At 64.1% G+C, this 24,408-nt stretch carries 24 protein-coding genes; 16 read left to right on the top strand and 8 right to left on the bottom strand.

Annotated features, from left to right (window positions below):
• Positions 1-20 precede the first annotated feature (20 nt).
• The 6 genes from accB (at position 21) to aat (ending at position 5,875) form a co-directional block, all read left to right on the top strand.
• The gene (gene accB, locus CIT39_RS16160) at positions 21-509 is read left to right on the top strand and encodes an acetyl-CoA carboxylase biotin carboxyl carrier protein (RefSeq protein ID WP_094974364.1); all 489 of its coding nucleotides are present in this window, start codon (positions 21-23) and stop codon (positions 507-509) included.
• A gap of 81 nt (positions 510-590) precedes the next feature.
• Positions 591-1,949, top strand: a complete 1,359-nt coding sequence (gene accC, locus CIT39_RS16155; protein ID WP_094974365.1) for an acetyl-CoA carboxylase biotin carboxylase subunit — start codon at positions 591-593, stop codon at positions 1,947-1,949.
• A 106-nt stretch (positions 1,950-2,055) separates the two neighbouring features.
• Positions 2,056-3,582, top strand: a complete 1,527-nt coding sequence (locus CIT39_RS16150) for a sensor histidine kinase (protein ID WP_094974731.1) — start codon at positions 2,056-2,058, stop codon at positions 3,580-3,582.
• Complete coding sequence (locus tag CIT39_RS16145; RefSeq protein ID WP_094896865.1) at positions 3,579-4,019, top strand: response regulator; 441 nt, start codon at positions 3,579-3,581, stop codon at positions 4,017-4,019. The genes CIT39_RS16150 and CIT39_RS16145 overlap by 4 nt, the downstream gene beginning before the upstream one ends.
• Positions 4,016-5,131 carry a sensor histidine kinase gene (locus tag CIT39_RS16140; RefSeq protein ID WP_094974366.1) on the top strand — a complete coding sequence of 372 codons (1,116 nt, stop codon included), beginning with the start codon at positions 4,016-4,018 and terminating at the stop codon, positions 5,129-5,131. The genes CIT39_RS16145 and CIT39_RS16140 overlap by 4 nt, the downstream gene beginning before the upstream one ends.
• A gap of 63 nt (positions 5,132-5,194) precedes the next feature.
• Positions 5,195-5,875 (top strand): leucyl/phenylalanyl-tRNA--protein transferase, encoded by a 681-nt coding sequence (aat, locus tag CIT39_RS16135; RefSeq protein ID WP_094974367.1) that lies wholly within the window; start codon positions 5,195-5,197, stop codon positions 5,873-5,875.
• A 40-nt stretch (positions 5,876-5,915) separates the two neighbouring features.
• Here aat and CIT39_RS16130 read toward each other — a convergent pair whose 3' ends face one another.
• Positions 5,916-6,932 (bottom strand): DUF2155 domain-containing protein, encoded by a 1,017-nt coding sequence (locus CIT39_RS16130; RefSeq protein ID WP_162308524.1) that lies wholly within the window; start codon positions 6,930-6,932, stop codon positions 5,916-5,918.
• A 207-nt stretch (positions 6,933-7,139) separates the two neighbouring features.
• Between CIT39_RS16130 and CIT39_RS16125 the strand changes: the two genes are divergently transcribed.
• Together CIT39_RS16125 and CIT39_RS16120 are read left to right on the top strand one after the other, a co-directional pair.
• Positions 7,140-8,087 (top strand): alpha/beta hydrolase, encoded by a 948-nt coding sequence (locus tag CIT39_RS16125; RefSeq protein ID WP_094974369.1) that lies wholly within the window; start codon positions 7,140-7,142, stop codon positions 8,085-8,087.
• 117 nt (positions 8,088-8,204) lie between these two features.
• On the top strand, positions 8,205-9,212 hold the full coding sequence (locus tag CIT39_RS16120; RefSeq protein ID WP_094974370.1) for a Na+-dependent transporter: 1,008 nt from the start codon (positions 8,205-8,207) through the stop codon (positions 9,210-9,212).
• A gap of 53 nt (positions 9,213-9,265) precedes the next feature.
• Here CIT39_RS16120 and CIT39_RS16115 read toward each other — a convergent pair whose 3' ends face one another.
• Entirely contained in the window at positions 9,266-9,430 is a 165-nt protein-coding gene (locus tag CIT39_RS16115) for a hypothetical protein (protein WP_155526020.1), read from the bottom strand.
• Between the two features lie 224 nt (positions 9,431-9,654).
• Between CIT39_RS16115 and CIT39_RS16110 the strand changes: the two genes are divergently transcribed.
• Positions 9,655-9,810, top strand: a complete 156-nt coding sequence (locus tag CIT39_RS16110) for a hypothetical protein (RefSeq protein ID WP_155526019.1) — start codon at positions 9,655-9,657, stop codon at positions 9,808-9,810.
• 91 nt (positions 9,811-9,901) lie between these two features.
• Here the strand turns inward: CIT39_RS16110 and CIT39_RS16105 are convergent, their stop codons facing one another.
• A complete protein-coding gene (locus CIT39_RS16105) occupies positions 9,902-10,804 on the bottom strand; it encodes a LysR family transcriptional regulator (RefSeq protein ID WP_094974371.1) in 903 nt (300 codons plus the stop codon).
• A 98-nt stretch (positions 10,805-10,902) separates the two neighbouring features.
• On the opposite strand from CIT39_RS16105, the gene bla reads away from it, so the two are divergent.
• Entirely contained in the window at positions 10,903-11,787 is an 885-nt protein-coding gene (bla, locus tag CIT39_RS16100; protein ID WP_094974372.1) for a class A beta-lactamase, read from the top strand.
• Positions 11,788-12,026: 239 nt separating this feature from the next.
• Entirely contained in the window at positions 12,027-12,242 is a 216-nt protein-coding gene (locus tag CIT39_RS16095) for a PepSY domain-containing protein (protein WP_244637452.1), read from the top strand.
• Between the two features lie 33 nt (positions 12,243-12,275).
• Here the strand turns inward: CIT39_RS16095 and CIT39_RS16090 are convergent, their stop codons facing one another.
• On the bottom strand, positions 12,276-13,214 hold the full coding sequence (locus CIT39_RS16090) for a GlxA family transcriptional regulator (RefSeq protein WP_094974374.1): 939 nt from the start codon (positions 13,212-13,214) through the stop codon (positions 12,276-12,278).
• 95 nt (positions 13,215-13,309) lie between these two features.
• Between CIT39_RS16090 and CIT39_RS16085 the strand changes: the two genes are divergently transcribed.
• A complete protein-coding gene (locus CIT39_RS16085; RefSeq protein WP_094974732.1) occupies positions 13,310-13,996 on the top strand; it encodes a DJ-1/PfpI family protein in 687 nt (228 codons plus the stop codon).
• 484 nt (positions 13,997-14,480) lie between these two features.
• On the opposite strand, the gene CIT39_RS16080 is transcribed toward CIT39_RS16085, so the two are convergent.
• Positions 14,481-14,888, bottom strand: coding sequence for an NADH:ubiquinone oxidoreductase subunit NDUFA12 (locus tag CIT39_RS16080; RefSeq protein WP_094974375.1), 408 nt, complete (start codon positions 14,886-14,888; stop codon positions 14,481-14,483).
• Positions 14,889-15,133: 245 nt separating this feature from the next.
• On the opposite strand from CIT39_RS16080, the gene CIT39_RS16075 reads away from it, so the two are divergent.
• The 3 genes from CIT39_RS16075 to CIT39_RS16065 all read left to right on the top strand — a co-directional run bounded on the left by CIT39_RS16075 (position 15,134) and on the right by CIT39_RS16065 (position 18,709).
• Complete coding sequence (locus CIT39_RS16075) at positions 15,134-15,784, top strand: BA14K family protein (RefSeq protein ID WP_094974376.1); 651 nt, start codon at positions 15,134-15,136, stop codon at positions 15,782-15,784.
• 247 nt (positions 15,785-16,031) lie between these two features.
• Complete coding sequence (locus CIT39_RS16070; RefSeq protein ID WP_094974377.1) at positions 16,032-16,454, top strand: response regulator; 423 nt, start codon at positions 16,032-16,034, stop codon at positions 16,452-16,454.
• The gene (locus tag CIT39_RS16065) at positions 16,451-18,709 is read left to right on the top strand and encodes a CHASE3 domain-containing protein (protein ID WP_094974378.1); all 2,259 of its coding nucleotides are present in this window, start codon (positions 16,451-16,453) and stop codon (positions 18,707-18,709) included. Before CIT39_RS16070 ends, CIT39_RS16065 begins: the two co-directional genes overlap by 4 nt.
• A 63-nt stretch (positions 18,710-18,772) precedes the next feature.
• Here CIT39_RS16065 and CIT39_RS16060 read toward each other — a convergent pair whose 3' ends face one another.
• From CIT39_RS16060 to CIT39_RS16050, 3 genes are all read right to left on the bottom strand, one after another.
• Positions 18,773-19,831, bottom strand: coding sequence for a SphA family protein (locus tag CIT39_RS16060; RefSeq protein ID WP_094974379.1), 1,059 nt, complete (start codon positions 19,829-19,831; stop codon positions 18,773-18,775).
• Positions 19,832-19,908: 77 nt separating this feature from the next.
• Positions 19,909-22,338 carry an arylsulfatase gene (locus CIT39_RS16055; RefSeq protein WP_334273155.1) on the bottom strand — a complete coding sequence of 810 codons (2,430 nt, stop codon included), beginning with the start codon at positions 22,336-22,338 and terminating at the stop codon, positions 19,909-19,911.
• 112 nt (positions 22,339-22,450) lie between these two features.
• The gene (locus tag CIT39_RS16050; protein WP_244607592.1) at positions 22,451-22,702 is read right to left on the bottom strand and encodes a hypothetical protein; all 252 of its coding nucleotides are present in this window, start codon (positions 22,700-22,702) and stop codon (positions 22,451-22,453) included.
• Between the two features lie 121 nt (positions 22,703-22,823).
• On the opposite strand from CIT39_RS16050, the gene CIT39_RS16045 reads away from it, so the two are divergent.
• Positions 22,824-24,314 carry a DUF1254 domain-containing protein gene (locus CIT39_RS16045; protein WP_094974382.1) on the top strand — a complete coding sequence of 497 codons (1,491 nt, stop codon included), beginning with the start codon at positions 22,824-22,826 and terminating at the stop codon, positions 24,312-24,314.
• Positions 24,315-24,408: the final 94 nt, after the last annotated feature.

Below are 24,408 nucleotides of genomic sequence, written 5' to 3'. Positions count from 1 at the left end.
GAACATTCGGATCAAACAACATGGCGCGCCAGCCAGACGACAAAGCAGCCGCAAAGTTTTCCAGCGAGGATTCCGCGCTCGTCCGTGAGCTCGCCCTGCTGCTCGATGAGACCAGTCTCACCGAGATCGAGATCGAACGGGCAGGCCTGCGCCTGCGCGTCGCCCGCAACATCAGCGTTGCCGCGACCATGCCGATGCAGATGGCAGCCGCTCCCGCCGCCCTGCCGGCAGCCTCCGCCGCGCCTGCCGCCACCGGACCCGACCTGTCGAAGCATCCCGGCGCCGTCAGTTCGCCGATGGTCGGCACCGCCTATTGGTCACCGGAGCCCGGCGCCAAGCCGTTCATCGAGGTCGGCAGCAAGGTTTCGGTCGGACAGACGCTGCTGATCATCGAAGCCATGAAGACCATGAACCAGATCCCCTCGCCGCGCGCCGGCACGGTGACGCAGATCCTGGTCGAGGACGGCCAGCCGGTCGAGTACGGCGAGCCGCTGGTGATTATTGAGTAAGCGAATGGGGAATAGCGAATAGCGAATGGTCCACCCCTTCCCTACTCGCCATTCGCCACTCGCCATTCGCGACAGGACACCATGTTCGACAAAATACTCATAGCCAATCGCGGCGAGATCGCCCTTCGCATCCTCAGGGCCTGCAAGGAGCTCGGCATCGCGACCGTCGCCGTGCACTCCACCGCCGACGCCGACGCCATGCATGTGCGCCTGTCGGACGAGAGCGTTTGCATCGGACCGCCGGCGTCCAAGGACAGCTATCTCAACGTGCCCGCGCTGCTCGCGGCCTGCGAGATCACGGGCGCCGATGCCGTGCATCCCGGTTACGGCTTCCTGTCCGAGAATGCCCGCTTTGCGGAGATCCTCTCAGAGCACAATCTGCATTTCATCGGTCCCAAGGCCGAGCACATCCGCCTGATGGGCGACAAGATCGAGGCGAAGAAGACCGCCAAGAAGCTCGGCATTCCCGTGGTGCCCGGCTCGGACGGGGCGGTCGGCCCCGATGACGACGCGCTGGGGATCGCCAGGACAATCGGCTTTCCAGTGTTGGTGAAAGCGGCGGCCGGCGGCGGTGGCCGCGGCATGAAGGTGGCGCACAGCGAGGCCGACCTCCTGATGGCGCTGTCGACGGCGGCCAACGAAGCCAAATCCGCCTTCGGCGATGCCTCCGTCTATCTCGAAAAATATCTCCAGAAGCCGCGCCACATTGAGATCCAGATTCTCGGCGACGGTCGCGGCGGCGCGATCCATCTCGGCGAGCGCGACTGCTCGCTGCAACGCCGTCACCAGAAGGTCTGGGAAGAGGGCCCCTCGCCCGTCCTTGCCGCCGCCGCGCGCGCCAAGATCGGCGAAACCTGCGCCAAGGCGATGCGCGACATGAAATATCTCGGCGTCGGCACCATCGAATTCCTCTACGAGGACGGCGAGTTCTACTTCATCGAGATGAACACCCGCATCCAGGTCGAGCATCCCGTCACCGAGAGCATCACCGACATCGACCTCGTGCTGGAGCAGATCCGCATCGCCGCCGGCGGCGATTTGCCGGCAAGGCAGGAAGATATCCAGGTCATCGGCCATGCGATCGAGTGCCGCATCAACGCCGAGAATCCCCAGACCTTCCGCCCCTCGCCCGGCCGCATCTTGCAATACCATCCGCCCGGCGGCCTCGGCGTCCGCATCGATTCCGCGGTGTACCAAGGCTACACGATCCCGCCCTATTACGATTCCCTGGTCGGCAAGCTGATCGTGCACGGCAAGACCCGCGCCGAATGCCTGATGCGATTGCGCCGGGCCCTGGACGAGATGGTCGTGGAAGGCATCGAGACCACGCTGCCGCTGTTCCGCGCGCTGGTGCGGGAAGACGACATCATCAACGGCGACTATCACATCCACTGGCTGGAACAGTACCTCGCCGGCAAGACGGAACCCCCTCCGCGATAAATCCGCTTTCGTCGTGGAACCCTTTGGCCCCCATCGCGTTCTCGACGCGGGGACAGTTCCAAGGGGGCGTTTTGACTTCCGCTGAGTGTGACAGAGCGAGGCCGTGGTGACGGCCAAAGCCCAACGACGGCGCGCATTTTGGCAGATCCTGCTGTTTTCAGCGGGACTTTTGGTGCTGACAGGCATCAGCGCGGGTTCAGTCTATCTCGTCAACAAGGCGAGAGATGACAACAAATGGGTGGTTCACACCATCGAGGCGGAGAACCAGATCAACGCCCTGCTGTTGGAAATCCGGCGTGCGGAAAGTGCAGCGCGCGGCTACCTCCTGACGCAAGAAGCGGTTTTCAGGATCGACCATGAGAGGGCGATCGCGGCGATAATGCCGGCCCTCGACAGGCTCACGCGCCTGACCGGCGACAACCCGGTGCAGCGCGAAAGCATCGCGAAACTCAGCGAGGCGATCAAGACCCGGCTCGGGCAGTTCGGGCAAGAGATGGGTTTCATCGCTCAGGGTCAGCCGGAGAAGGCCGCCGCGGTCGTCCGTGAGGTTGCCTCGACTGACGCGACCGCCGAGATCGCCAAAATCGCCTCTGGGATGCTCCAGGAGGAGGAACGGCTATTCCGGCAACGCTCGGAAAACGCCGACCGTAGCCAGACATTCGCGGCCTCGATGACCGGGATTGGCTCCGGCCTCGTCGTGGTGCTGGCGCTGATCTCGATCTGGCTGGTGCGGCGCTCGGCTCGCGCCCGAGACGAGGCTGAAGCGCGGCTGCGCGATGCCAATTTCAATCTCGAATCCATCGTCGACGAGCGCACGGCCGATTTGCGCGAGGCCAACGACGAGATCCAGCGCTTTGCCTATATCGTCAGTCACGATCTGCGCTCGCCGCTCGTCAACATCATGGGCTTCACCAGCGAGCTCGAAGAGCTCAGCGGCGATGTCTTCCGCCGCATCGGCGGCCTCACCCAGGTCCCCGCCGGCGGGCCGCCGCTGGCGCCCGGCGCCCCCGGCGAGATCATGCTCGAAGCGGCCGACAAGCAGCTCTCGGACGATGTTTCCGAAGCGCTCCGGTTCATCAAGACGTCGATCGCCAAGATGGACCGGCTGATTTCGGCCATTCTCAACCTCACCCGCGAGGGCCGACGCGAATTCCAGCCCGTGAAGGTCGACACGCGCGAACTGATCGAGGCCATCGTGTCGACGCTGGCGCACCAGGCCGCCGAGGCCCACGCCGAGATCCACCTCGATCCCCTGCCCGACATCGTGAGCGACCGGCTCGCACTCGAGCAGATCTTCTCCAATCTGATCGACAATGCGATCAAGTATCTGAAGCGCGGAGTGCCCGGCGAGATCAGAATCCGCGGGCGAACCAAGCTCGGATACGCTATCTTCGAGATCAGCGACAATGGCCGCGGGATCGATCCTAAGGATCACCAGCGGATCTTCGACCTGTTCCGCCGGGCGGGAACCCAGGACAAGCCTGGCCAGGGCATCGGTCTTGCGCATGTGCGTGCACTTGTGCGTCGCCTCGGCGGCACCATGTCGGTATCATCGGAACTGGACGCGGGCAGCACCTTCACCATCACGTTGCCGATAGCCTGGAACGTGAACAACCGGAACGCAGATCGATGACCCAGCCTGTCACCATCATCATGATCGAGGACGACGAGGGCCACGCCCGCCTGATCGAGCGCAACATCCGCCGCTCGGGGGTCAACAACGAGATCGTCGCGTTCCCCAACGGCACGGACGCGATGCAGCATCTGTTCGGCGCCGACGGCAGCGGACTCGTGCAGAAGGGCAACGCGCTGCTGATCCTGCTCGACCTCAACCTGCCCGACATGAGCGGGATCGACATCCTGCGGCAGATCAAGGAAAACAAATATCTGAAGGCTTCGCCCGTGGTGGTGCTGACCACCACGGACGATTCCCAGGAAATCAAGCGTTGCTACGAGCTCGGTTGTAACGTCTACATCACCAAGCCCGTCAACTACGAGAATTTCGCCAATGCCATCCGGCAGCTTGGCCTGTTCTTCTCGGTCATCCAGGTCCCGCCCGCCGCCCCATGAACCAGCGCACGCCAACCCTGCTCTACATCGACGACGACGGCGCGCTGGCGCGCCTGGTCGATCGCGGCCTGACGCGGCGCGGCTACAGGGTCATCCACGCCGCCAGCGGCGAGGACGGCCTGGAGCGCATCCGCCGCGCGTGTGCCCAAAGCAACGTCGACGGCATCATCGACGTGGTGGCACTCGACCAGTACATGCCCGGCCTCGACGGGCTGGAGACGCTGGAGCAGATCATGGCGATCCCGGGCTCGCCGCCGGTGGTGTTCGTCACGGCCTCGCAGGATTCCAGCATCGCGGTCACCGCGCTGAAGGCCGGCGCGGCCGACTATCTGGTCAAGGACGTCACCGGCGATTTCATCCCCCTGCTCCACGTCGCCGCCGAAGGCGCGCTGCGCCAGGCCGAATTGCAGAGGGCACGCGAGGAAGCCGAAGCCGAGATCCACGCCTCGCGCGACCGCTACGCAGCTCTCGCCGCCGAGCGCGAAATGCTGCTGCGCGAAGTCAACCACCGCGTCGGCAACTCGCTCCAGATCATCGCCTCGCTGCTGCACCTGCAGGCAAGCTCAGCCGCCCAGGACGAGGTCAAGGCGGCGCTGACCAACGCGATGGGCCGCGTCGCCGCGGTCGCGCAGGTGCACCGCCGCCTCTACACCTCGCAGGATCTGAAGAGCGTGGTCCTGAACCAGTATCTGGACTCGCTGCTCGAGGATCTCCGCCGCTCGGCCGAAGGCAACCGGATGTCGCGCCTGACGTTGAAGGCCGAGCCGATCGAGATCGATCCCGACCGCGCGGTCGCCGTCGGCATCATCGTCAACGAACTGGTGATGAACGCGGTGAAATATGCCTATCCCGACCGCGCCGGCCCGATACATGTCGAGTTGCACGGGCACGGCGAGGATGTCCTGCTGTCGATCACCGACAACGGCGTCGGCGACAACGTCAAGGTCGATCCGCGCTCCACCGGCATGGGCCAGCGCATCGTCGCGGCCATGGCCTCCAAGCTCGACGCCGTGGTCGAGCGCGATCCCGCCCATTCGGGAACCCGGATCGTGCTGAAGTTCGCGCGCATGCCCGCAGCCCCCGGCAGGACCAGCACCGCCGCCGCGAGCTGATCTTCGCGCCCCGCCGCGCACCCCCATCGCAACCGCATCGCGATCCTGCTATGATTGCGAACCATGACTTCGCGCGACTCCGCTCCGTCTGAAATCACACCGGCCGTGCTGCTGCGCGCCTATGCCTGCGGCATCTTTCCGATGGCCGAAAGCGCCGAAGATCCGACCCTGTTCTGGGTCGAGCCGGAGCTGCGCGGCGTCATTCCCCTCGACGGATTTCGTGTCGCCTCGCGGCTCGCGCGCACCGTGCGTTCGGATGTATTTCGCGTCACCGTCAACACCGCGTTCAAGGCGACGATGGCCGGCTGCGCCGCGCCGCAGGCCGGACGCGAGGACACCTGGATCAACAAGCGCATCCGTGACCTCTATGGCGGCCTGTACGAGCTCGGCCATTGCCACAGCGTCGAGGCCTGGCAGGGCGAGCACCTCGTCGGCGGTCTGTATGGCGTGAGCCTCGGACGGGCCTTCTTCGGCGAGAGCATGTTCCACACCGCGCGCGATGCCTCCAAGGTCGCGCTGGTGCATCTGGTCGCGCGGCTGATCCATGGCGGCTTCGAGCTGCTCGACACCCAGTATGTCACGGACCATCTGAAGAGCTTCGGCGCGGCCGAGATCTCGCGGCGGCGCTACACCGCGCTGCTCGACAAGGCGCTCGCGGGCGAGCCCGGCGATTTCCTGAAGCTCTCTGCGGGTGAGGCGATCCCGGGCGCACGCGCACTCGAGATCATCGCGACCAGGCAATGATCGACAGCCAGGCCTAGCGGCCAAACCGGCGGGATTTGGCCTATCGGCCAAACCCGGGAATGCCGAACAGGCCCGGTCGCTGCTCCGGCGGCGGGGGCGGAGGCGGTGCCGGTTGCTGTTGCTGGATCGGCGGCAGAGGCTGCGGCGGACGCTGTTGCACCTGCTTCGGCGCGGCCTTCTTCTGCGCGGGCGGCGGCGGCGCAGGCTTGGTCGCAGGATCCGGCGCTGCGGTCGCAATGGTCTGCTGCGGCTCTTTGCAGTCGGTGAGCCAGATGTCGTAGATCGGATGCTCGACGCCATGCAGGCCCGGGCTTGCCGCATACATCCAGCCCGAGAAGATCCGCTTCACCTCACCCTGCAAGGTGATCTCGTCGACCTCGACGAAGGCGTCGGTGTTGGCGGCTTCAGTCGCGGGCCGCGTGTAGCAGGCGTCGGTCTTGACCCTAAGCGCGCCGAACTGGACGGTCTCGCCGATCTCCTCGTCGAAATTGATGATCCGCCCGGTGATCTTGTCGAGGCCTGAGAACGTCGCCTTCTTGTTCACAATCTTCTGGGCGGGCGGCTCGGTGACGACCTCGTCGCCCGGCTGCAGGCTTGCCGGGGTCTGCGGCACGGCACCACCCGGCCCGCCCTTCTGCTGCGGCTGGCGACCCGGCGCGCCCGGCGGTGCGACCGCGGTGGACGGTAGCTGGTTTGGGGGCGCGACGGTGGAGCCCGGTGGCGGCGCCAGCGGCTGGATCTCGACCGGCCCCGGCATCACATTGCCCTGCCGTCCCTGAGGCGGAGGCATCGGGCGCGACGGCAGCACGCGGCCCTGCGGCGGCAGTTCCGGCACTTCCTCGTCGTCATCGGGGATCTGCTGCGGCTGGGGCTGGCCGCGCGGAATGTTGCCGGGCGGCCGCAGCGGCGGCGGATCGGAAAAGATCGTGCCGATCTGCGCCTGGGCCGGCGTCGCAGCCGTCAGTGCGGTGGCGGCCAAAAGCGCCGCAAAACCTGTCAGGGTAATGGTTCGAAACATCTCGCGCGGCTTCAACAGCGAATCGGGCTTGTTGGACATTTTACAGGGGATACCGCCGCTCGCAGGCCCTCCGGTTAACACGGGGAATACGGCGGGGGAAGGGCGGCATCCCTGCCCTGTCCGCCGCCCGCTGGCCAGGGCTGCTGACGGGTGGGATAGTCGGACGCCCCACCCAAGGGCGCGAGGCGGCATCGCCCCGAAAACGACGTCCAACGATAACCGGAAATCCCAGAGGTGCGCCCTTCCATGCCCGTTGTGCTCGATCCCGATGCCGCCGCCGTCTACAAGGCTTTCCAGGAGGCCGGCCGTCCTGCCTACGAAGCCCTGACCGCGCCGGAAGCGCGCGCCTATTATTCGCAGGCCCGGTTTGCCACCAACCCCGAGCCGCCCGAGCTTGCCCGCATTGTACTGCTCTCGATCCCGGCCCCACACGGGGTGATCCCCGCCCGCCTCTACGTGCCCAAGGAGCCGCGCCGGCACGACGGCCTGGCGCCGGCGCTGGTGTTCTTCCATGGCGGCGGCTGGGTGATCGGCGATCTCGACTCCCACGACGTCGTCTGCCGCCAGCTGGCCGACGCCGGCGCGCTGATGGTGATCTCGGTCGACTACCGCCTCGCGCCCGAGCACAAGTTTCCCGCTGCCGCCGATGACGCCATCGCCGCGACCCAATGGATCGCGGCGAACGCGCGCGAGCTCGGCATCGATGCCTCGCGCCTGTCGATCGGCGGCGACAGCGCCGGCGGAAATCTCACCGCGGTCGTGGCGCTCGCCGCGCGTGATGCCGGCAGCCCTGCGCTCGCAGGCCAGGTGCTGATCTATCCCGCCACCGATTTCGCCATGACCCACGGCTCCCACAGCGAGCCCGAGACCAGCGTGCTGCTGACGCATTCGGTGATCCGCTGGTTTCGCGACCACTACCTCAATGGCGTCGCCGACATCCACGACTGGCGCGCTTCACCGGCGCGTGCGCAAAACCTGGCCGGCCTGCCGCCGGCCTATGTGCTGACCGCCGGCGCCGATCCGCTGCGCGACGAAGGCGACGAATATGCCGCGCGGCTCGAGCAGGCCGGCGTATCGGTCACGACCAAGCACTATCCCGGCCAATTCCATGGCTTCTTCACGATGGGCAAGCTGTTGCAGCAGGCCAATGTCGCCGTCGGCGAGATCGGCGCGTGGCTGAAGGGATTGGGTTAGCGAACTCCCGTAGCCCGCATGAGCGACAGCGACATGCGGGACCGCTCTCACCCCTCGCAAATATCTGTCCCGGATATCGCTGCGCTCATCCGGGCTACGCAGGCGACACTCATCGCAATGCCGTCCACCCTCCAAACCATCCTCGCCGTCCCGCTGCGCGTCCTGACATGGCTCGGCAGCCAGGGCACGCGCGGAGTCGCCGCTGTGGTCTTCATCGCGGCCGCGGTGCCACCCCTCGGCGCGCTGCTGCGTCCCTATCTCACCGAGGCCATCCTCTGCCTGCTCTGCATCTCCTTCATGCGGGTCGATCTGGCCGCCCTCTACAGCCATCTGCGCCGACCGGCGCTGGTGGCAACTGCCACGGCCTGGACCACGATCGGCGTGCCGCTGATCGTCGGGTTGATCGCCCAGGCAACCGGGCTCACGGCGCGCGCCCCTGGCCTTTCGCTCGCGCTGATGCTCCAGAGCATGGCCTCGCCGATGATGGCCTCTCCGGCACTGGCCGCGCTGATGGGTCTCGATGCCACGCTCGTGCTGATCACGCTGGTGACCTCGACCGCGCTGGTGCCCTTCACGGCCTCGCTGTTCGCCGGGCTCTTCCTCGGCGACATGCTCAGCGTCACGCCGTTGGCGTTGGGCCTGAAACTGCTCGGCATCCTCGCGGCCTCTCTGCTGGCCGCAACCGCGATCCGATGGATCTTCGGCGCGGAGGCGATCCAGCGTCACAAGACGCCGATCGACGGCCTCAACATCATCATCCTCTTCATGTTCGCTGCCGCGATCATGGGCGACGTCGTGCGCGACCTCCTCGCACAGCCGCTGTTCACCCTTGGCCTCGCAGCTCTCTCGTTCGCGATCTATTTCACCCTGCTCGCGGTCACCACGCTGCTGTTCCGCCGCATCGGCACCGAGCGCGCGCTCGCACTCGGGCTGATGGTGTCACAGCGCAATCTCGGCCTGATGCTGGCGGCAACCGCCGGCGCATTGCCGCCCACCACCTGGCTCTATTTCGCGATGACGCAGTTTCCGATCCACCTTGCGCCATACCTGCTGATGCCGATCGCGCGGCGCTTGATGGCGCGCGCGGATGCGTCCTGCGGAGCGGCGGCGAAGAGGACCAGCTAGGCAAGCGGAACGTGGAGCCGAATTCGATTGACGCAATCTACGGGCGCTCCAGATCAGGTGTCAGGCCAATCGTCCGGCCGCACGTCCTTGGCTCTTTCCTCGGCCAGGAGTCGTAACAGCGTCTGATGCCGTGCTTCATCGCGTGACGGGTCCCCCTCACTGATGGCGATGAGCTTCTGATAACGTCTGATATTTTCGTGGTTTACGTAGCTCTGCATTGCGCCCTCCGACGTCTGAACAGCGTGGCGCGCTGAGGCTGACACTAGCTACCCATTGCGCAGGCGGTGCAAGGGTTATCTTCGGGCGGATGGAACATGCCTCAACGGCGTTGTTCCCTTGATGACGCTTTGCGGAATTGATCCAAGCCCGGGCGCGGAGTGGAACAAGAAACTCGCTCTGGAACGATAGACATCAGGGAGTCTTGCCCTTGAGAGGTCCAGTGATGATGTTCATTGAAAAGAACGACCCGCCGCCAACGCTGCCGCTAACGGATGAAGATAAGTTGAAATTGAAGACTGAGGCGCTCGCGAGAGAGGACCGCTGGGTCAAGTACATTATCGACGGCTTGGCGGGCGACCTCAGAGACGTGAAGCACTGAAGCCTGCCGCCTGGGGCAAGGGCGGGGGCCCGACTGAGTTCTGGTTAGCATTGAGCACCGCGCTCAACGCACTTCGCGAGACGGAGAAGGCTTACGCGCTGCGTGGTCTCTTTTTCTTGCACTCGGCCAATATCCAGTCGCGAAATGCTTTCATCGCAGGTGAGAGCTTTTTCGATTTCAGGGTCGTGAGCCAATAGGATCCCAGAAAGGCTTGACTGTCATAGGGGCAAACCAGCCGCTTGCGCGCCAGGTCGTCGGAAAACAGCACGACCGGCAACAGCGAGACGCCGGCGCCTTGAGCTGCCGCATGCGCCAGGGAGACCGACGAGTCAAAAATCGGGCCGGTCATCCGCGGTTGCCTGCATTTTGCCACCTCGAACCAGTGCGCCCATTCGCCCGGCCGATACGAGCGCAACAGCACCTCCTTGTGGAGGTCGACCGGATGTTTGAGGCGCTTCGCGACATCAGGCGCGCACATCGGTGTGAAATGAGCCTCGACCAGACGCTCGGCGTTCGTTCCGTGCCAAGCACCGTCGCCAAAGCGAATGGCGTAGTCCAATCCTTCGCCGCCGAGGTCCACGCGGTTGTTGTTCGCGAAGATCCTGACGTCGATATGCGGATGGCTCGAGGTGAAGCTCCCGAGGCGAGGAAGCAGCCAACCCGACGCAAACGTTCCGACCACGCCGATGGCGAGGCTCTCACGCATGCGGCCATTCTCGAACCGATCCAGGACCTGACTGATCTGGCTGAAGGCGCTCGATATGACGGGCTGTAGCGTCTCGCCTTCTTCCGTGAGAGCAAGCCCACGGGTCAGTCGCTTGAAGAGCTTGACGCGCAGACTCTCTTCCAGGGTCCGCACCTGCTGGCTCACGGCTGCCTGCGATACCCGAAGTTCGAGACCGGCCTTGGTGAAGCTCAGATGGCGCGCCGCCGCCTCGAATGAGCGGAGCGCGTTTAGAGGCAGACTGGAAATGCTGGCGGGACGGCGGGCCATTTTGATCCAAGGTTTACTTATGGATGGCCTTACGAAGCATCGTTTGTCAATTGCCGGAGCCAGACGCAAAACCTCGCTGCAATCTTCGGGAGGTCACGATGCTCACACGACGTCAATTCGGCTCATCAACACTGGCGGTGGCCGGAAGTCTCTTCCTGCCGGGCGTCTCAGGCGCTGCGTCAAGTGGAACCGCACCGCTGATCGAAGCCATCAAACAGTTGGAGCTGAAGAGTGGCGGCCGGCTCGGCGTGTCCGTGCTCGATACAATGACCGGCGTTCCGATCCATCACAAGGGAGACGAACGCTTTCCGATGTGCAGCACATTCAAGGTCCTGGCCGCCGCGGCAATCCTCAAAGCCGCGGGCAGCAAGCTGGAAGCGCTTGAACGACGAGTTCGTATCGAACAGGCCGATCTCGTCGAGTACTCGCCCGTCACCCGCGAACACATCGGCGGAGAAGGAATGACCCTCCGCGAGCTCTGCGACGCGGCCATCACCCGGAGCGACAACACGGCCGGTAACGCGCTTCTGAAAAATATCGGCGGTCCAGCCGGCTTGACCGGCTTTGCGCGGAGCCTCGGCGACGACATCACGAGATTGGACCGGACTGAAACCGGGTTGAACGAGGCCAAGCCCGGCGATCCCCGCGACACCACGACTCCAAATGCGATGGCCGCCAACTACCGACGCTTGCTGCTCGGTGACGTCCTGCTTCCGGAAGGGCGTGATCAACTCGGCCAATGGCTCATCGCCAACAAGACCGGGGATACTCGTTTACGCGCCGGGTTGCCGCAAGGCTGGCGGGTGGGCGACAAGACCGGAGCAGGTGAAAATGGCACTGCCAATGACGTCGCGATCGTTTGGCCGCCCAAGCGTTCGCCGCTCATCATCGCAATCTACCTCACCGGCGCATCGCTCGACCCAAATGGACGGAATGATGTGATCGCATCAGTCGGTCGGGAGGTCGGCAAGGCCTTCGGCTGACGATCGTGTGCCCGTCTTACCCCGCTCTTGCCGCGCGTCGCAGCGCCTGCGGGGGCAACGCGCAAGCCGACCAGCCGGTCGCGCACCCATTGTGAGGCGCGCCCCCAAAGCCGAGGTTGATGGTTTGCGGCTCACCGACGCAGCGAGGAACATCAATTCAAAGATCCAGTTAAAGCCGCTCATCCCAAGGAGATTCCACGATGAGATTTGCCGTAATCCTGGTTCTCGGTTCGCTCGCCATGAGCTCAGCAGCCAAAGCAGATCAACCCGGCCCCGACTGGATGCCGATGGAGCAAGTGAAGGCCAAGTTGATGGAGTCCGGCTATTCGCAGGTCACGAAGCTCGAAGCCGACGATGGGCGGTGGGAGGGCGAAGGCATCAAGAACGGAAAGAAGATGGAATTCCATGCCGACCCGAAGACGGGTGCCCTTTTGAAAGAAAAGCCCGATCACTGAGCATATCGAGGGCGCTCGCGGGCATGGAGAGCCCTACCCCGCCCGCGCCGCGCGGCGCAGCGCCTGCGGCGGCTGGCCGAAGGCGCGGATGAAGGCGCGGCGCATGCGCTCGGGATCGCCGAAGCCGGTCGCCTCTGCGACCAGCTCGATCGCCTCGCGCGAGGACTGCACGCGCTCGCGCGCGACTTCGAGGCGAAGCCGCTCGATCGCTTTCGACGGCGTCGTGCCAGTCTCGGCGGCGAAGGCGCGGGCAAAATGCCGCGCGCTCATGCCGGCGCGATCGGCGAGGTCCTCCACCGTCAGCGGCGCGTCGAGATTTTCGCGCGCCCAGGACAACAGCGCGCCGAAGCGGCCGTTCGGCGTCTTCAGCTCCAGCAGCGAGGAGAACTGCGACTGGCCGCCGCTGCGGCGATGGTAGAGCACGAGGTGCCGCGCGGCCTCTTGCGCGACCTCCTCGCCATGGTCCTCGGTGACCATCGCGAGCGCCAGATCGATGCCCGCGGTGATGCCGGCCGAGGTCCAGACATTGCCGTCGCGGGTGAAGATCTGGTCCGGCTCGAACTTCACCTTCGGATAGCGCGCGACGAAATCGCGCGTCCGTCCCCAATGCGTGGTGGCGCGGCGGCCGTCGAGCAGCCCCGCCTCGGCGAGCACATAGGCGCCCGAGCAGACGCTCGCGACGCGCACGCCGCGCCGCGCCAGCCGCTGCACGAAGGCGCACGTGAGCTCGCAGCGCGCGGCATCCGCAACGCCCGCACCGCCCGCGATGACCAGCGTCGTGATCGCATTCGCCGACTTGAAATCACGCGCCATCATCTCGACGCCCGACGAGCTGCGCACCAGTCCCGCGCTCGCGGCCAGCACGCGCAGCGCAAGCGTCTTGCCCGTGCAGCGCGCCGCGACCTCGAACACCGAGATCGGACCGGCCGCATCAAGCAGCTGGAAATCCGGGAAAATCAGGATGCCGATCATAGCCGATGTCCGAAATAGAGGGAATTACGCCATTTCAGACACAACCGCACCATGCCAGTCTTCGCGCGTCAAGCTCATCTTTGGAGGACCTGCCGATGTCGTCACCGCTCCAGATCGGTCTTCTGGTATTTCCGCGCGTCACCCAGCTCGACTTCACCGGTCCCTTGCAGGTGTTCTCCATGGTGCCCGGCGCGAATCTGCATCTGATCTGGAAGCGGATCGAGCCGGTGCCGAGCGATTCCGTGCTGACGCTGACGCCGACCACGACGTTCGCCGACTGCCCGCAACTCGACGTGATCTGCGTGCCCGGCGGCGCCGGCACCAACGACCTGCTCAACGATGAGGAGGTGCTCGATTTCCTGCGCAAGCAGGCCGAAGGCGCAAAGTATGTCACCTCCGTCTGCACGGGCTCGCTGGCGCTCGGCGCCGCCGGTCTGTTGAAGGGCTACCGCGCCGCGACCCATTGGAGCGCGATGGAGATGCTCGGCCAGTTCGGCGCAATGCCGACCAGGACGCGCGTCTGTGTCGACCGCAACCGCATCACCGGCGGCGGCGTCACCGCGGGAATCGATTTCGCGCTGACGCTGGTTTCTCTCATGGTGGATCGCACCACGGCGGAAGCAATCCAGCTCCAGATGGAATACAATCCCGCCCCGCCATTCAATTCGGGCTCGCCCGACACCGCGCCCGCTGAAGTATTGGCTTTGCTGAGAGAGCGCGGCGCTCAAAACCAGGCGCGGAGGCTCGAGGCCGTCAAGCGAGCGGCGGAGCGGGTGAACTAGCCTCTCCTCTCGTGTCCCGGACGCGGTGCGGCACGCAGTGACGCCCCGCAGCCAGGACCCACGCCACTGGGGTGCTCTTGGATACCTTGGTCCCGGCTCAGCAGCGCATCACTGCGTGCTGCGCAGCGTCCGGGGCACGAGCTCGGCGCAACAGAAAAAGGCCGCTCGGTTTCCCAAGCGGCCTTTCCTGGCTTACGGCGGCTGCACATTCCATCGGGCGATTTCGGAACTTCCAGACCGGGGGCCTATCTCCCGATCGAGTCCTGCTCGGCGGCCGCTGCATTTCGGGACAGTCGCGAACTGTTGCCCGAACCGAACGCGATGGTCTCCCATCTCCGTAAGATGGGGGCATTGAGCCGCATGGCTCGCACGGCCGCAACGTTCGCGCAGACGCCGTCCCCGCTGTTCCCGTTGTCCACAGCAGGGGTGAGGCGGATGCTCGTGCATCCAACCGAACGATCGAGATTGATGGCGGACGGAAAGCCTAGCCAGGCGTCCAGGGCTGATAATCGCCGGTCGCCTTCGGCCGCTTGCCGCTGGCGAGCGTCGAGCCCGAGGGCCGATAGGCGTTGGCCGTGCCGGTGAGATTGGGCTGGTGCGGCTTTTCCCACTCGCGCGGCTGATAATTGGCCTCGGTCGGCGGAACATCGACGGTGTGATGCATCCAGCCATGCCAGGACGGCGGGATCCGGCTGGCTTCGGCGTAGCCGTTATAGACCACCCAGCGCCGCTCGAAGCCAAGCGTCGGGTCGACCACCCCACCGCGGGTGCGATAGTAGAGATTGCCCTGCTCGTCCTGGCCGACCAGCTCGCCGTACCGCCTGGTCCAGAGTTGGGTGCCAAAAGTCTGGCCATTCCACCAGGTGAAGAACTTGAGGAAGAACTGTTTCATGCGGCAAGGGCCCTGCTTCGTCGGGTCCTGATGCCATCCGGGCGGCGAAATGTCCAGTTCGGCGGGAGCGGCGGTCCCCTCCGCAATGCGCGGCCCTCCAAACGGAGGTTGCCGCAAATCGGACGCGATCCGTTCATGCCGGGTACAGCGCTCGTGCGCGAGCCTTTCATTCACGCGCAAACCGGCGTGATCGCAGGAACCCTGGCCCGTTCATAGGGTTTGCTTCCGGGAAAAGGAGTTTACTCATGAAAAGTCTGAAAGTTTTGAGTGCCGCTGCCGCGGTAGCATTGGTTCTCCCGCTGGCGACGCCGAGCTTCGCGCAGGGCCACGGTGGTCGTGGCGGTGGCGGCGCACATTTCGGTGGTGGCGGCGGTGGCGCTCACTTCGGTGGCGGCGGCGCACGCATGGGCGGCGGCGGATTCGGTGGCGGTGCGCGGATGGGCGGCGGCGGCGCCGCCTTCCACGGCGGTGGCGGCAATTTCGCAGCCGGTGCAGCGGTCCGTCCGAGCGGCGGCACGTCCTTCACCGGTGGCGCAGCCCGTAACTTTGCGGCCGCCAGCGGCGGCACCTGGCAGGGTCGCGGTGGCAACTGGAGCGGCCGCGGCGGCAATTGGAACGGCGGGCACCATCATCGTCACGGCGGCGGCGGCTTCTGGCCCGGCTTCGCGACGGGTGCTGCGATCGGCGGACTCGGCTCCTACGCTTATTATGGCGGCGGCGGCTATTACGGCGACCCCTATTACTATGGCGACAGCTACTATGACGAGCCGTCGGTAGCGGTCGTTCCCGATAGCGGCGGCGATTCCGTGGCCTATTGCTCGCAGCGCTTCAAGTCATATGACCCGGCTTCGGGCACCTATCTCGGCTATGACGGCCAGCGTCACCCCTGTCCGTAAGCACTCCAGTCACGCTTGAAGGAAGGCGTCGCATCGCTGCGACGCCTTTTTTCGCATTCTGTACGCCTCGGCGATTTCGCCCGCATCGGGGCCCATCGCCGGCAATGATGCTGCTTACAAGTCGACATAACGGGACCTTAATTCACCGCACCGTGCATATCTACCCTGACCCAATCCAAAATTGACCAGGGACACGATTCGCGGATATCACCAACAACGATGGGGATTTCGATTACTGGGAAGTGTCATGCCGCGTATTCTCGTGGTTGACGACGATCCGATGGTCGGCGCGACCATCGAGGTCCTCCTCCAACGTCAGGGCTTCGACGTCACGCTGGCCGACGGTGGCGAAACAGGACTGGCTGCGCTGGAAGCGCAGGCCTTTGAGGTGATGCTCGTTGATATCTTCATGCCGCATATGCGCGGCTTCGAGTCCATCCGCATCTTCCATGAGCGCGCGCCGGCTACTCCGTTGATCGCGATGTCCGGCTACGCCTTCGCCTCATCCGCCTCGCCCTCTCCCGATTTCCTCCGCATGGCGCTGGAGCTCGGCGCTACGCGCTGCCTGCGCAAGCCGTTCACGCCGGAAGCGCTGCTGACTACGATCCGGGAATGCCTCGCCGGTCCGGGCGAGAGCACACAGCCGAAGGACAAGAAAGAAGCCCCTTGATCCCAACGCAGCGCGTCATTCTCGGTGCTGGACTTGCCATCCTCCTGATCATCACGGCCGCCTCGATCGCCCTCGACGTCAAGTCGCGGTCCGACGCGGCCTGGGTCCATCAGACCGTCCGGGTACAGAAGAAGATCTCCGATCTGCGCGTGCTGCTGCGCCGCGCCGAGAGCGCCGCGCGCGGCTACGAACTCTACCGCAGCCCGGCCTTCAACGCCGAATTCCAGGCCGTCCGAGCCGAGATCGCGCCGGCCCTCGCCGAACTCAAGCGCGCCGTGCGCGACAATCCGGATCAGGTCAAGCTGCTGGAAGACACCGAACCGCTGGCCCTGCGCCGGGTCGAGATCGCGGCCGAGGCGATGCGCCTTCGCGCGGCGGGCGACCAGGCCGGCATAGCCGCGCTCAACGGCAAGGCCGAGGGCCGCGGCCTGATGGACGCCGTGATGGGCAACCTCGACCATCTGAGCGCGGAGGAGGAACGCGTGCTCGCCGCGCGCTCCCAGGATTCGCGCCGCACCGGCATCGTGCTGCTCGGCATCGACGTCGCCGGCGCCCTGCTGATCCTGCTGCTGGTCGCGCTGGTGATGCGCGAGAGCCGGCGTGCGACGGTCGAGCTCGAGAGCACGCTGAGCGAGACCACGGCTGCCAACCACGCGCTCGAAGCGGCGGTGGCCGAGCGCACCGAACACCTCGTCAACGCGCATGACGAACTGCGCCTGTCGGTCAACGTGCTCCAGAGCACGTTTCACAGCATGGCGGAGGCGGTGCTGGTCATCGACGCCGAGGGCAACGTCCTGCTGTCCAATCCGGCCGCGGAGCGCATGCTGCTGCATCGCACCGGCATGAACCTGCGCAATCTGCGCTCGCTGTCGGATGTGTTTCACGGCGACGGCGTCACGCCGCTCAAGGCCGACGAGCTGCCCTCGGTGCGCGTGCTGCGCGGCGAGAAATTCGAGGACATGGAGATGATCGTCCGCCCCCACAGCGGCAATCCTCCGCGTCATCTCATGATCAGCGGCCGGCCGATGCTGGACGGGCAAGGCGACATTTCCGGCGCGGTGCTGGTCTATCACGACGCGACCATGTCGCGCGAGACCGAGCGGCAGCTGTACCAGTCGCAGAAGCTGGATGCGATCGGCAAGCTGACCGGCGGCGTCGCACACGACTTCAACAACATGCTGACCGTGATCTCCGGCAACACCGAGACGCTGGTGGCGAGCCTGAAAGAGCAGCCCGAACTGCAGCGCGTGGCGAGGCTGATCGACGAGGCCGCCGAGCGCTGCGCCGAGCTGATCCAGCATCTGCTCGCGTTCGCGCGCAGGCAGCCGCTGCAGCCGCGCGACGTCGAGATCAACGCCGCAATCGCCGACATCGCAAAACTCCTGCGCCCCACCCTCGGCGAGCAGATCCAGATCGAGACGGTGCTGGAACAGGGGCCGATGACCGCGCATATCGATCCGTCCCGGCTCACCAATGCCGTGCTCAACATGGCGATCAACGCGCGCGATGCCATGCCGAACGGCGGCAAGCTGCTGCTGGAGACTCACCGCGTCGTGCTGGACGAGGCCTATGCGCAGGCCCATGCAGACGTGGTGGCCGGCCCCTACGTGATGCTCGCCGTCAGCGACACCGGCACCGGCATGTCGCCCGACATCCAGCTGAAGGCGTTCGAACCCTTCTTCACCACCAAAGAGGTCGGCAAGGGGTCAGGCCTCGGCCTCTCCATGGTGTACGGCTTCGTCAAGCAGTCCGGCGGACACATCAAGATCTACAGCGAGGAAAGCCACGGCACCACGATCAAGCTCTATCTGCCGCCGGGCGATGGCATGGCGGACGTGGCCGCGACCGGCGCGCCGCAGATCGAAGGCGGTGCCGAGACCATCTTCGTCGTCGAGGACGATAGCCTCGTGCGCACCTTCGTCACCGCGCAGCTGCAGAGCCTCGGCTACAAGACGATTGCCGCCCCCGACGGCAAGACCGCACTGGAACTGATCCATGCGGGGCAGCCGTTCGATCTCCTCTTCACCGACGTCGTCATCCCCGGCGGCATGAGCGGGCGCGAGCTTGCCGACGAGGTGGCCAAGCTGCGGCCGGGCGTGAAGGTGCTCTACACCTCCGGCTACACCGACAACGCCATCGTGCACCACGGCAAGCTCGACGACGGCGTGATGCTTCTGACGAAGCCCTATCGGAGAAACCAGCTCGCGGAGACGATCCGCAAGGCACTGGGCGGCGACGGGATGGCCGCGGGCTAACGCGCCGCGAGCGAACCAGGAATCGTGCTCCTAAATCCGGGTCCTAGAGCGCGATTCTCTATCTCATTTCGACGCGCTGTGCCGCGTCGGCGTCAACGTGCTGGTGGGGACGGCCTCGGAGATCGAGAATGTCAGCCAGGTGTTCCAGCCTGACGGCCGGTTGGCAGCGGCAAACTCGCCATAACCCTTCAAGCCGAGAAAAGCATGGTTGCTCCCGATCGGGAAGATATATCCGATCTGGGGGCCGACGCCGAAAACGCGCGAGCGGAAGCCGCCGAGAACGGTCGGCTGTCCGGAATCATCCGTGATCTGCTGGTAGCCGTAACCGACGAAGCCGACGAAGATCTGCTTCGACAGGAATTGCGACACGCCCCAGTCGAAATGGAAATCGATGCCACTCTGGTACTGGGTGTCGGGGTTCTTGAAATTGTAGGTGAAGCCACCGACGCCGGAAAGTTCCGTGCCTGTCGTGGGATTCAAGTAAGTGTAGCCGCCGCCAAAATCGATGGCGCCGTGGCCGAGGCCGATATTGGACAGTCTGAGCGCACTGTAGTCGCCGACCGGTATGTCGCCCGCGCCATAAACCATGTAGTTGTGGACGCCATTATTCCATTTCAGCCTGAAAGTCGGATAGAGGTCGCCATAAGAGACGAGCGCGTCCTCTAGGAAGCCATTATGCGTAGAGACGATCGGTCCCGCCGCCGTCGTCAACGTCCCGGCAAGGCTCGCTGAATTTCTACCGTAGACGCTGGCCAGCGTCGCCGACAACTGGCCTCCGAGCACGGGCGTCGCAAATGTGTAGGTCGGCGCAATGAGCATCAGGTCGGCTTGGCCGTGCAAGGACAAATTGAGATCGATGTTGACGTTCGGCGAGAACCGCCCGACCTGGAATTCGCGCGACGCGGCAGCCCCGCCCGAAGCGCCCACGCTCGCGTGGTAATAGATCGCGGCGATCGACCAACCAGGTGTGCTCGGAGTTGCGGAGAGACTGCCGTAAAGGCCCGGCAACCAGAATGAAATGCCGCTTTCGTCGGCAAGGGCCATTTGCGGAGAAAGCACGGCAAGTGCCGCGGCAGCGAGTGCGCCACTCAACCGTCGTCCGCCCGCGATGTAACTCGTCATAACTGCTGCCCCCCGTCAATCTGCTGTCGTTTGATCGCCCGACTTTGGAACGAACCGTATCCTGCACTGCCGGTTGTTCAATCGGACAAACCTTTCTTCAACATCGCCGCCTTACGGCCCTCTACCGCTTCTTCACTGTCGGCCTTCTTCATTTCCTTCAACTCGACCGTCACCTGACTGATCTTGCCGGAGAACTTGAATGGCACCTTATAGGCTTCTGTTACTGGAGTACCCTCGTCCGCACCGACATCCGCCCCCTCGTCCGCCGAGAAGCCGCAGCATTGGGTGCGCTCTATCCGGCCCGTGGCAACATTCCTGCCGTTGACGAACAGTGTGCCGACCGCCCCCTTGCCGATCCCACCGCCGTCATAGGCGAACTCGAAGCGGATCGTGGACTTTCCGGCAGGCAACGCCTGCTTCGCGGCTATTGTAAATCGCTGCAGACCGAGGAAATTGTAGGTGTAGGTCGGCTTGCCGTCCTTCAGGTACAAACTCCAGCCGCCGAACCTGCCAGCCTGGGCAAGGATCGCTCCGCTTGCCCCTGTGCTGGGAATTTCCACATCGGCGGTGATCGCATGCGAGCGGTTCTTCACATTGATGAAGACGTTCTCGGACATTCCGATCATGCCCTCGTGAACCGTCAGCGAGGTGCGGCCGGCCATCAAGTCGGGCCGCCCGACCATGGCCGCGTTCAGCCGCTCCAAAGTCCGGTCGTCGAGCGGCAATACGGAATACTTGACCGCTTCACTGAGAAAGAGATCCTGGAGCTCCTTCAGCTTGTCCGGACTCTTTGCTGCAAGATCGTTCGTCAGGCTGAAATCGGACCGCGTGTCGTAGAGCTCCCAGATGTCCTGGTCGAGCGGCCTGCGATTGGTGGTTTCCCACGCCGCACGGTGAATCGTGCCGGCCAGCCAACCGTCGCTATAGATCGCGCGGTTGCCGAATATCTCGAAATACTGCGTCTTGTGCGAGCTTGGGGCTTTGGCGTCGGAAAAACTATAGGCCATGCTGACACCCTCGATGGGCGTCTGTGCCGTTCCATTGACGCTCTTCGGCTCGGGAACCTTCGCGGCCTCGAGGATGGTCGGGACGATGTCGATGACGTGATGCCACTGCGAGCGCACCTCACCCTTGGCCGCAATGCCCTTGGGCCAATGCACAACCATGCCGTTGCGGGTGCCGCCGTAGCTCGACGCGACCTGCTTGGTCCAGGTGAAAGGCGTATCGCCTGCCACCGCCCAGCCAGCCGCATAGTGGCTGTATGTCATCGGGCTACCGAGTTCATCGTAGTGCTTGAGAATATCCTGCACGCTCTCCTGCACGCCGTTGAAATAGGTCATCTCGTTGAACAACCCGTTCATGCCGCCTTCGGCACTCGCGCCGTTGTCGCCGACGATGTAGAAGACCAGCGTGTTGTCGAGTTGGCCGGTAGCCTTGACAGCATCGATCAGCCGGCCAATCTCGGTGTCGGCGTACTCGCCAAAGCCGGCGAACACCTCCATCTGGCGAGCGAAGAGCTTCTTCTCGTCAGGGCTCAGCGCGGCCCAGTCCTTGATGGCTTCCGGCTTGGGAGCGAGCTTCGTACCGGGGGGCACCACACCCAGCTTGATCTGTCGGGCCAAGGTCTCCTCACGAAGCTTGTCCCACCCCTGATCGAACTTGCCTTTGTACTTGGCGATCCATTCCTTCGGCACATGGTGCGGCGCGTGGGTGGCGCCTGGCGCGAAGTACATGAAGAGCGGCTTATCGGGCGTCAGCGACTTCTGGTATTGCATCCAGTCGATCGCCTTGTTGGTCATATCAGTCATGAAATTGTAATTGGGATCCTTCGACGGCTCGACCTGAGTCATGCCGTCATAGATCAGCGGAGCCCATTGGTTGGTCTCGCCGCCCATGAAACCGTAGAACTTGTCGAAGCCCTGGCGCGTCGGCCAGCGATCGGTTGGACCGGAGGGGCTCACTTCCCACGCGGCAGTCTCGTGGTTCTTGCCGAAATGCGCGGTGCTGTAGCCGTTCAGCCGCAGCATCTCCGCGACGGTCGCCACGTTGTTGGGACGCTGTCCGGTCTGCCCTGGGAAGGTCGTCGCGGTCTCCGCGATTGATCCGAAATTGTTCATGTGATGATTGCGGCCGCTGAGCAGCGCCGACCGCGTCGGAGAGCACAGCGCCGTCGTATGGAATTCATTATATCGCAGACCCTCGTTCGCCAGCTTCTCCACTGTCGGCATGTGGATCGGCCCTCCGAAGGCGCTCGACTGACCGAAACCCATGTCATCGATGAGGACGATCAGAACGTTGGGTGCACTGGCAGGCGCCTTGACCTCGAAGCGTGGCGGCGGCGTCGCATTGCGTGCGTCGAACACGGTGCTGTGCGGATATGCCGGCTCGGGAATGGGCAGCACGGTGCGATCGGTCGGCAGAACGATCGCGGGGGGAGCGACCTGTTGGGCATTCGCAGAAATTGGCAGCAGGGCGATCAAGGACAGCGCGGTGACGGCCGTTGTCATACGTCTCATGTCGGCTACCTCGGCGAGAGCAAAAACAGCAAATTCATTGATGAAATGCCGGGATGCGAACAGGGCGCATCCCGCAGCTCGGCGGCAGCAGTTAGACGCCGGATCAGCGCCGCCCGACGCGATTGACGGGACCGCCGCGATTCATCGGTCTCCCCACCACCCCAACGCGGGGGGTTACGACCGCGCGCGCCACCGGCCGCGGCCGCAGCACGACCCCGGGCCTGACGATGCATCCGACGGGATATTCGACATATTGGCAGTACACCACAGCACTGGCCTTTTCGGTGCTTGTCGCAACGAAGCCGGCGACCAATCCAGCTGTCAGCAGTGCAGATATTCCAATCGAGAGCTTCATCCCTGCGTCCTCCGTTATTGATTGCCGAATTTACCCGATCGAGCGATCGGGGGGTTGACGCAGATCAATCCCCTTGGCGGGCGGTCGTCGCCTAATACTTCGACTTCGAAGGGATTGGCTCATGAAGCGAATAGCGATTGCAATTTCAGTTCTGTCGCTGATGGTGAGTTCTGCGGCACCGGCACAGCAATACAAGATGGAAACGCCAATTCCGCCGGGCATCCCCTCGCCGGATAAAGTCGAGACGCGCCTCGGCACGCTGAAGTTCTTCGACGGATTCCCCGACGAAGCCACCGTCGAAAAGCTTTACGACAATCTCGACTTCCAGCGCGCGGTGCAGGCCTACCTACTGGCACTTCCCGCGGTGAACATGGCCGGATTGCGTGAGGGACTGCTCCAGGTTGGGCCTGCCAATTCCACGATCCCGACCTTCGAGACGCTGATGGATGCCCGCTCGCTGTTTCTGACGGCCAACGCCAACGTTGCCTACACGTGGATATGGATCAACTTGCACGACGGCCCACTGGTGGCCGAGGTACCACCCATGGTACTGGGTATGATCGACGACTTCTGGTTTCGCTATGTCACCGACATCGGAGTGGTCGGCCCCGACAAGGGCAAAGGAGGCAAGTATCTGCTGTTGCCGCCCGGCTACAAGGGAGAAGTGCCCGAGGGGTATCTCGTGGTCCGTGTTCCCACCTATGAATCAATTCTTGTCTGGCGCAATTTTTCCGTGAACGGGGACATGACCCCGGCCATCGAAAGCCTGAAGAAGCTCACGCGCATCTATCCCTTGTCGAAAGCGACCAATCCTCCGGCCAACACATTCGTCAATGTGTCGGGCCGAGCCTTCAACACGGTGGCACCGGCAGACGACAAGGTCTGGACGTTGCTCAATCAGGTCGTTCAGAGCGAGCCGATCGAGTCGCTCGACCCGGTTACGCTCGGCTACTTCGCTTCCATCGGCATCGAGAAGGGCAAGCCTTTCGCTCCCGATGCCCGCATGAAGAAGATTCTGACAGAGGCGGCCGCGGTCGGCGATGCTACGGTGCGCGCCCTGCTCTTCAGGAGTCGGATTCCGGAAGCGTTCTACTATCCGAACAGCACCTGGCGTCAGTGGCTTGGCGGCTACAAGTTTGAATCGCAACCCGGCGTGCGCTTCCTAGATGCCGCGTCGTTCTTCTACTTCTATGCGACCGGCGTGACACCCGCGATGGAAGCAAAAATGGTCGGTCAGGGTTCTCAATACGCGGTGGGGCTGGTCGATTCCAAGAGCGCTGCTCTGGATGGCGGCAAGAACTACAAGCTGCATCTGCCCCCGAACATTCCAGCGAAAGAGTTCTGGTCAGTGATCCTGTACGACAACCAGACGCGTTCGATGCTCCAGACGGACCAGCGGTTCCCGATGGTGAGCAGCCAGGACAAGGCCATCCTGACCAACGCAGACGGTTCGGTGGACGTTTATTTCGGACCGAAGGCCCCGGCCGGTAAGGAGCACAATTGGGTGCAGACCGTTCCTGGCAAAGGCTGGAATACCCTTCTGCGTCTCTACGGCCCGCTCGAACCGTGGTTCGACAAGACCTGGAGGCCAGGAGAAATCGAGCTGCAGTAGAGATACGCGCGGGCATCGCCTCCGTGGCCGATCAATTGTCCGGAGCCGCCGCCCGGTTCGATATCTCGCCGTGATCCATCGCTCCTTGACTCGA

It is taken from the genome of Bradyrhizobium symbiodeficiens (assembly GCF_002266465.3).
GTDB lineage: Bacteria > Pseudomonadota > Alphaproteobacteria > Rhizobiales > Xanthobacteraceae > Bradyrhizobium > Bradyrhizobium symbiodeficiens.
Note: the sequence above shows the minus strand (reverse complement) of the source record. Positions and strands in the feature narration are given on the sequence as shown.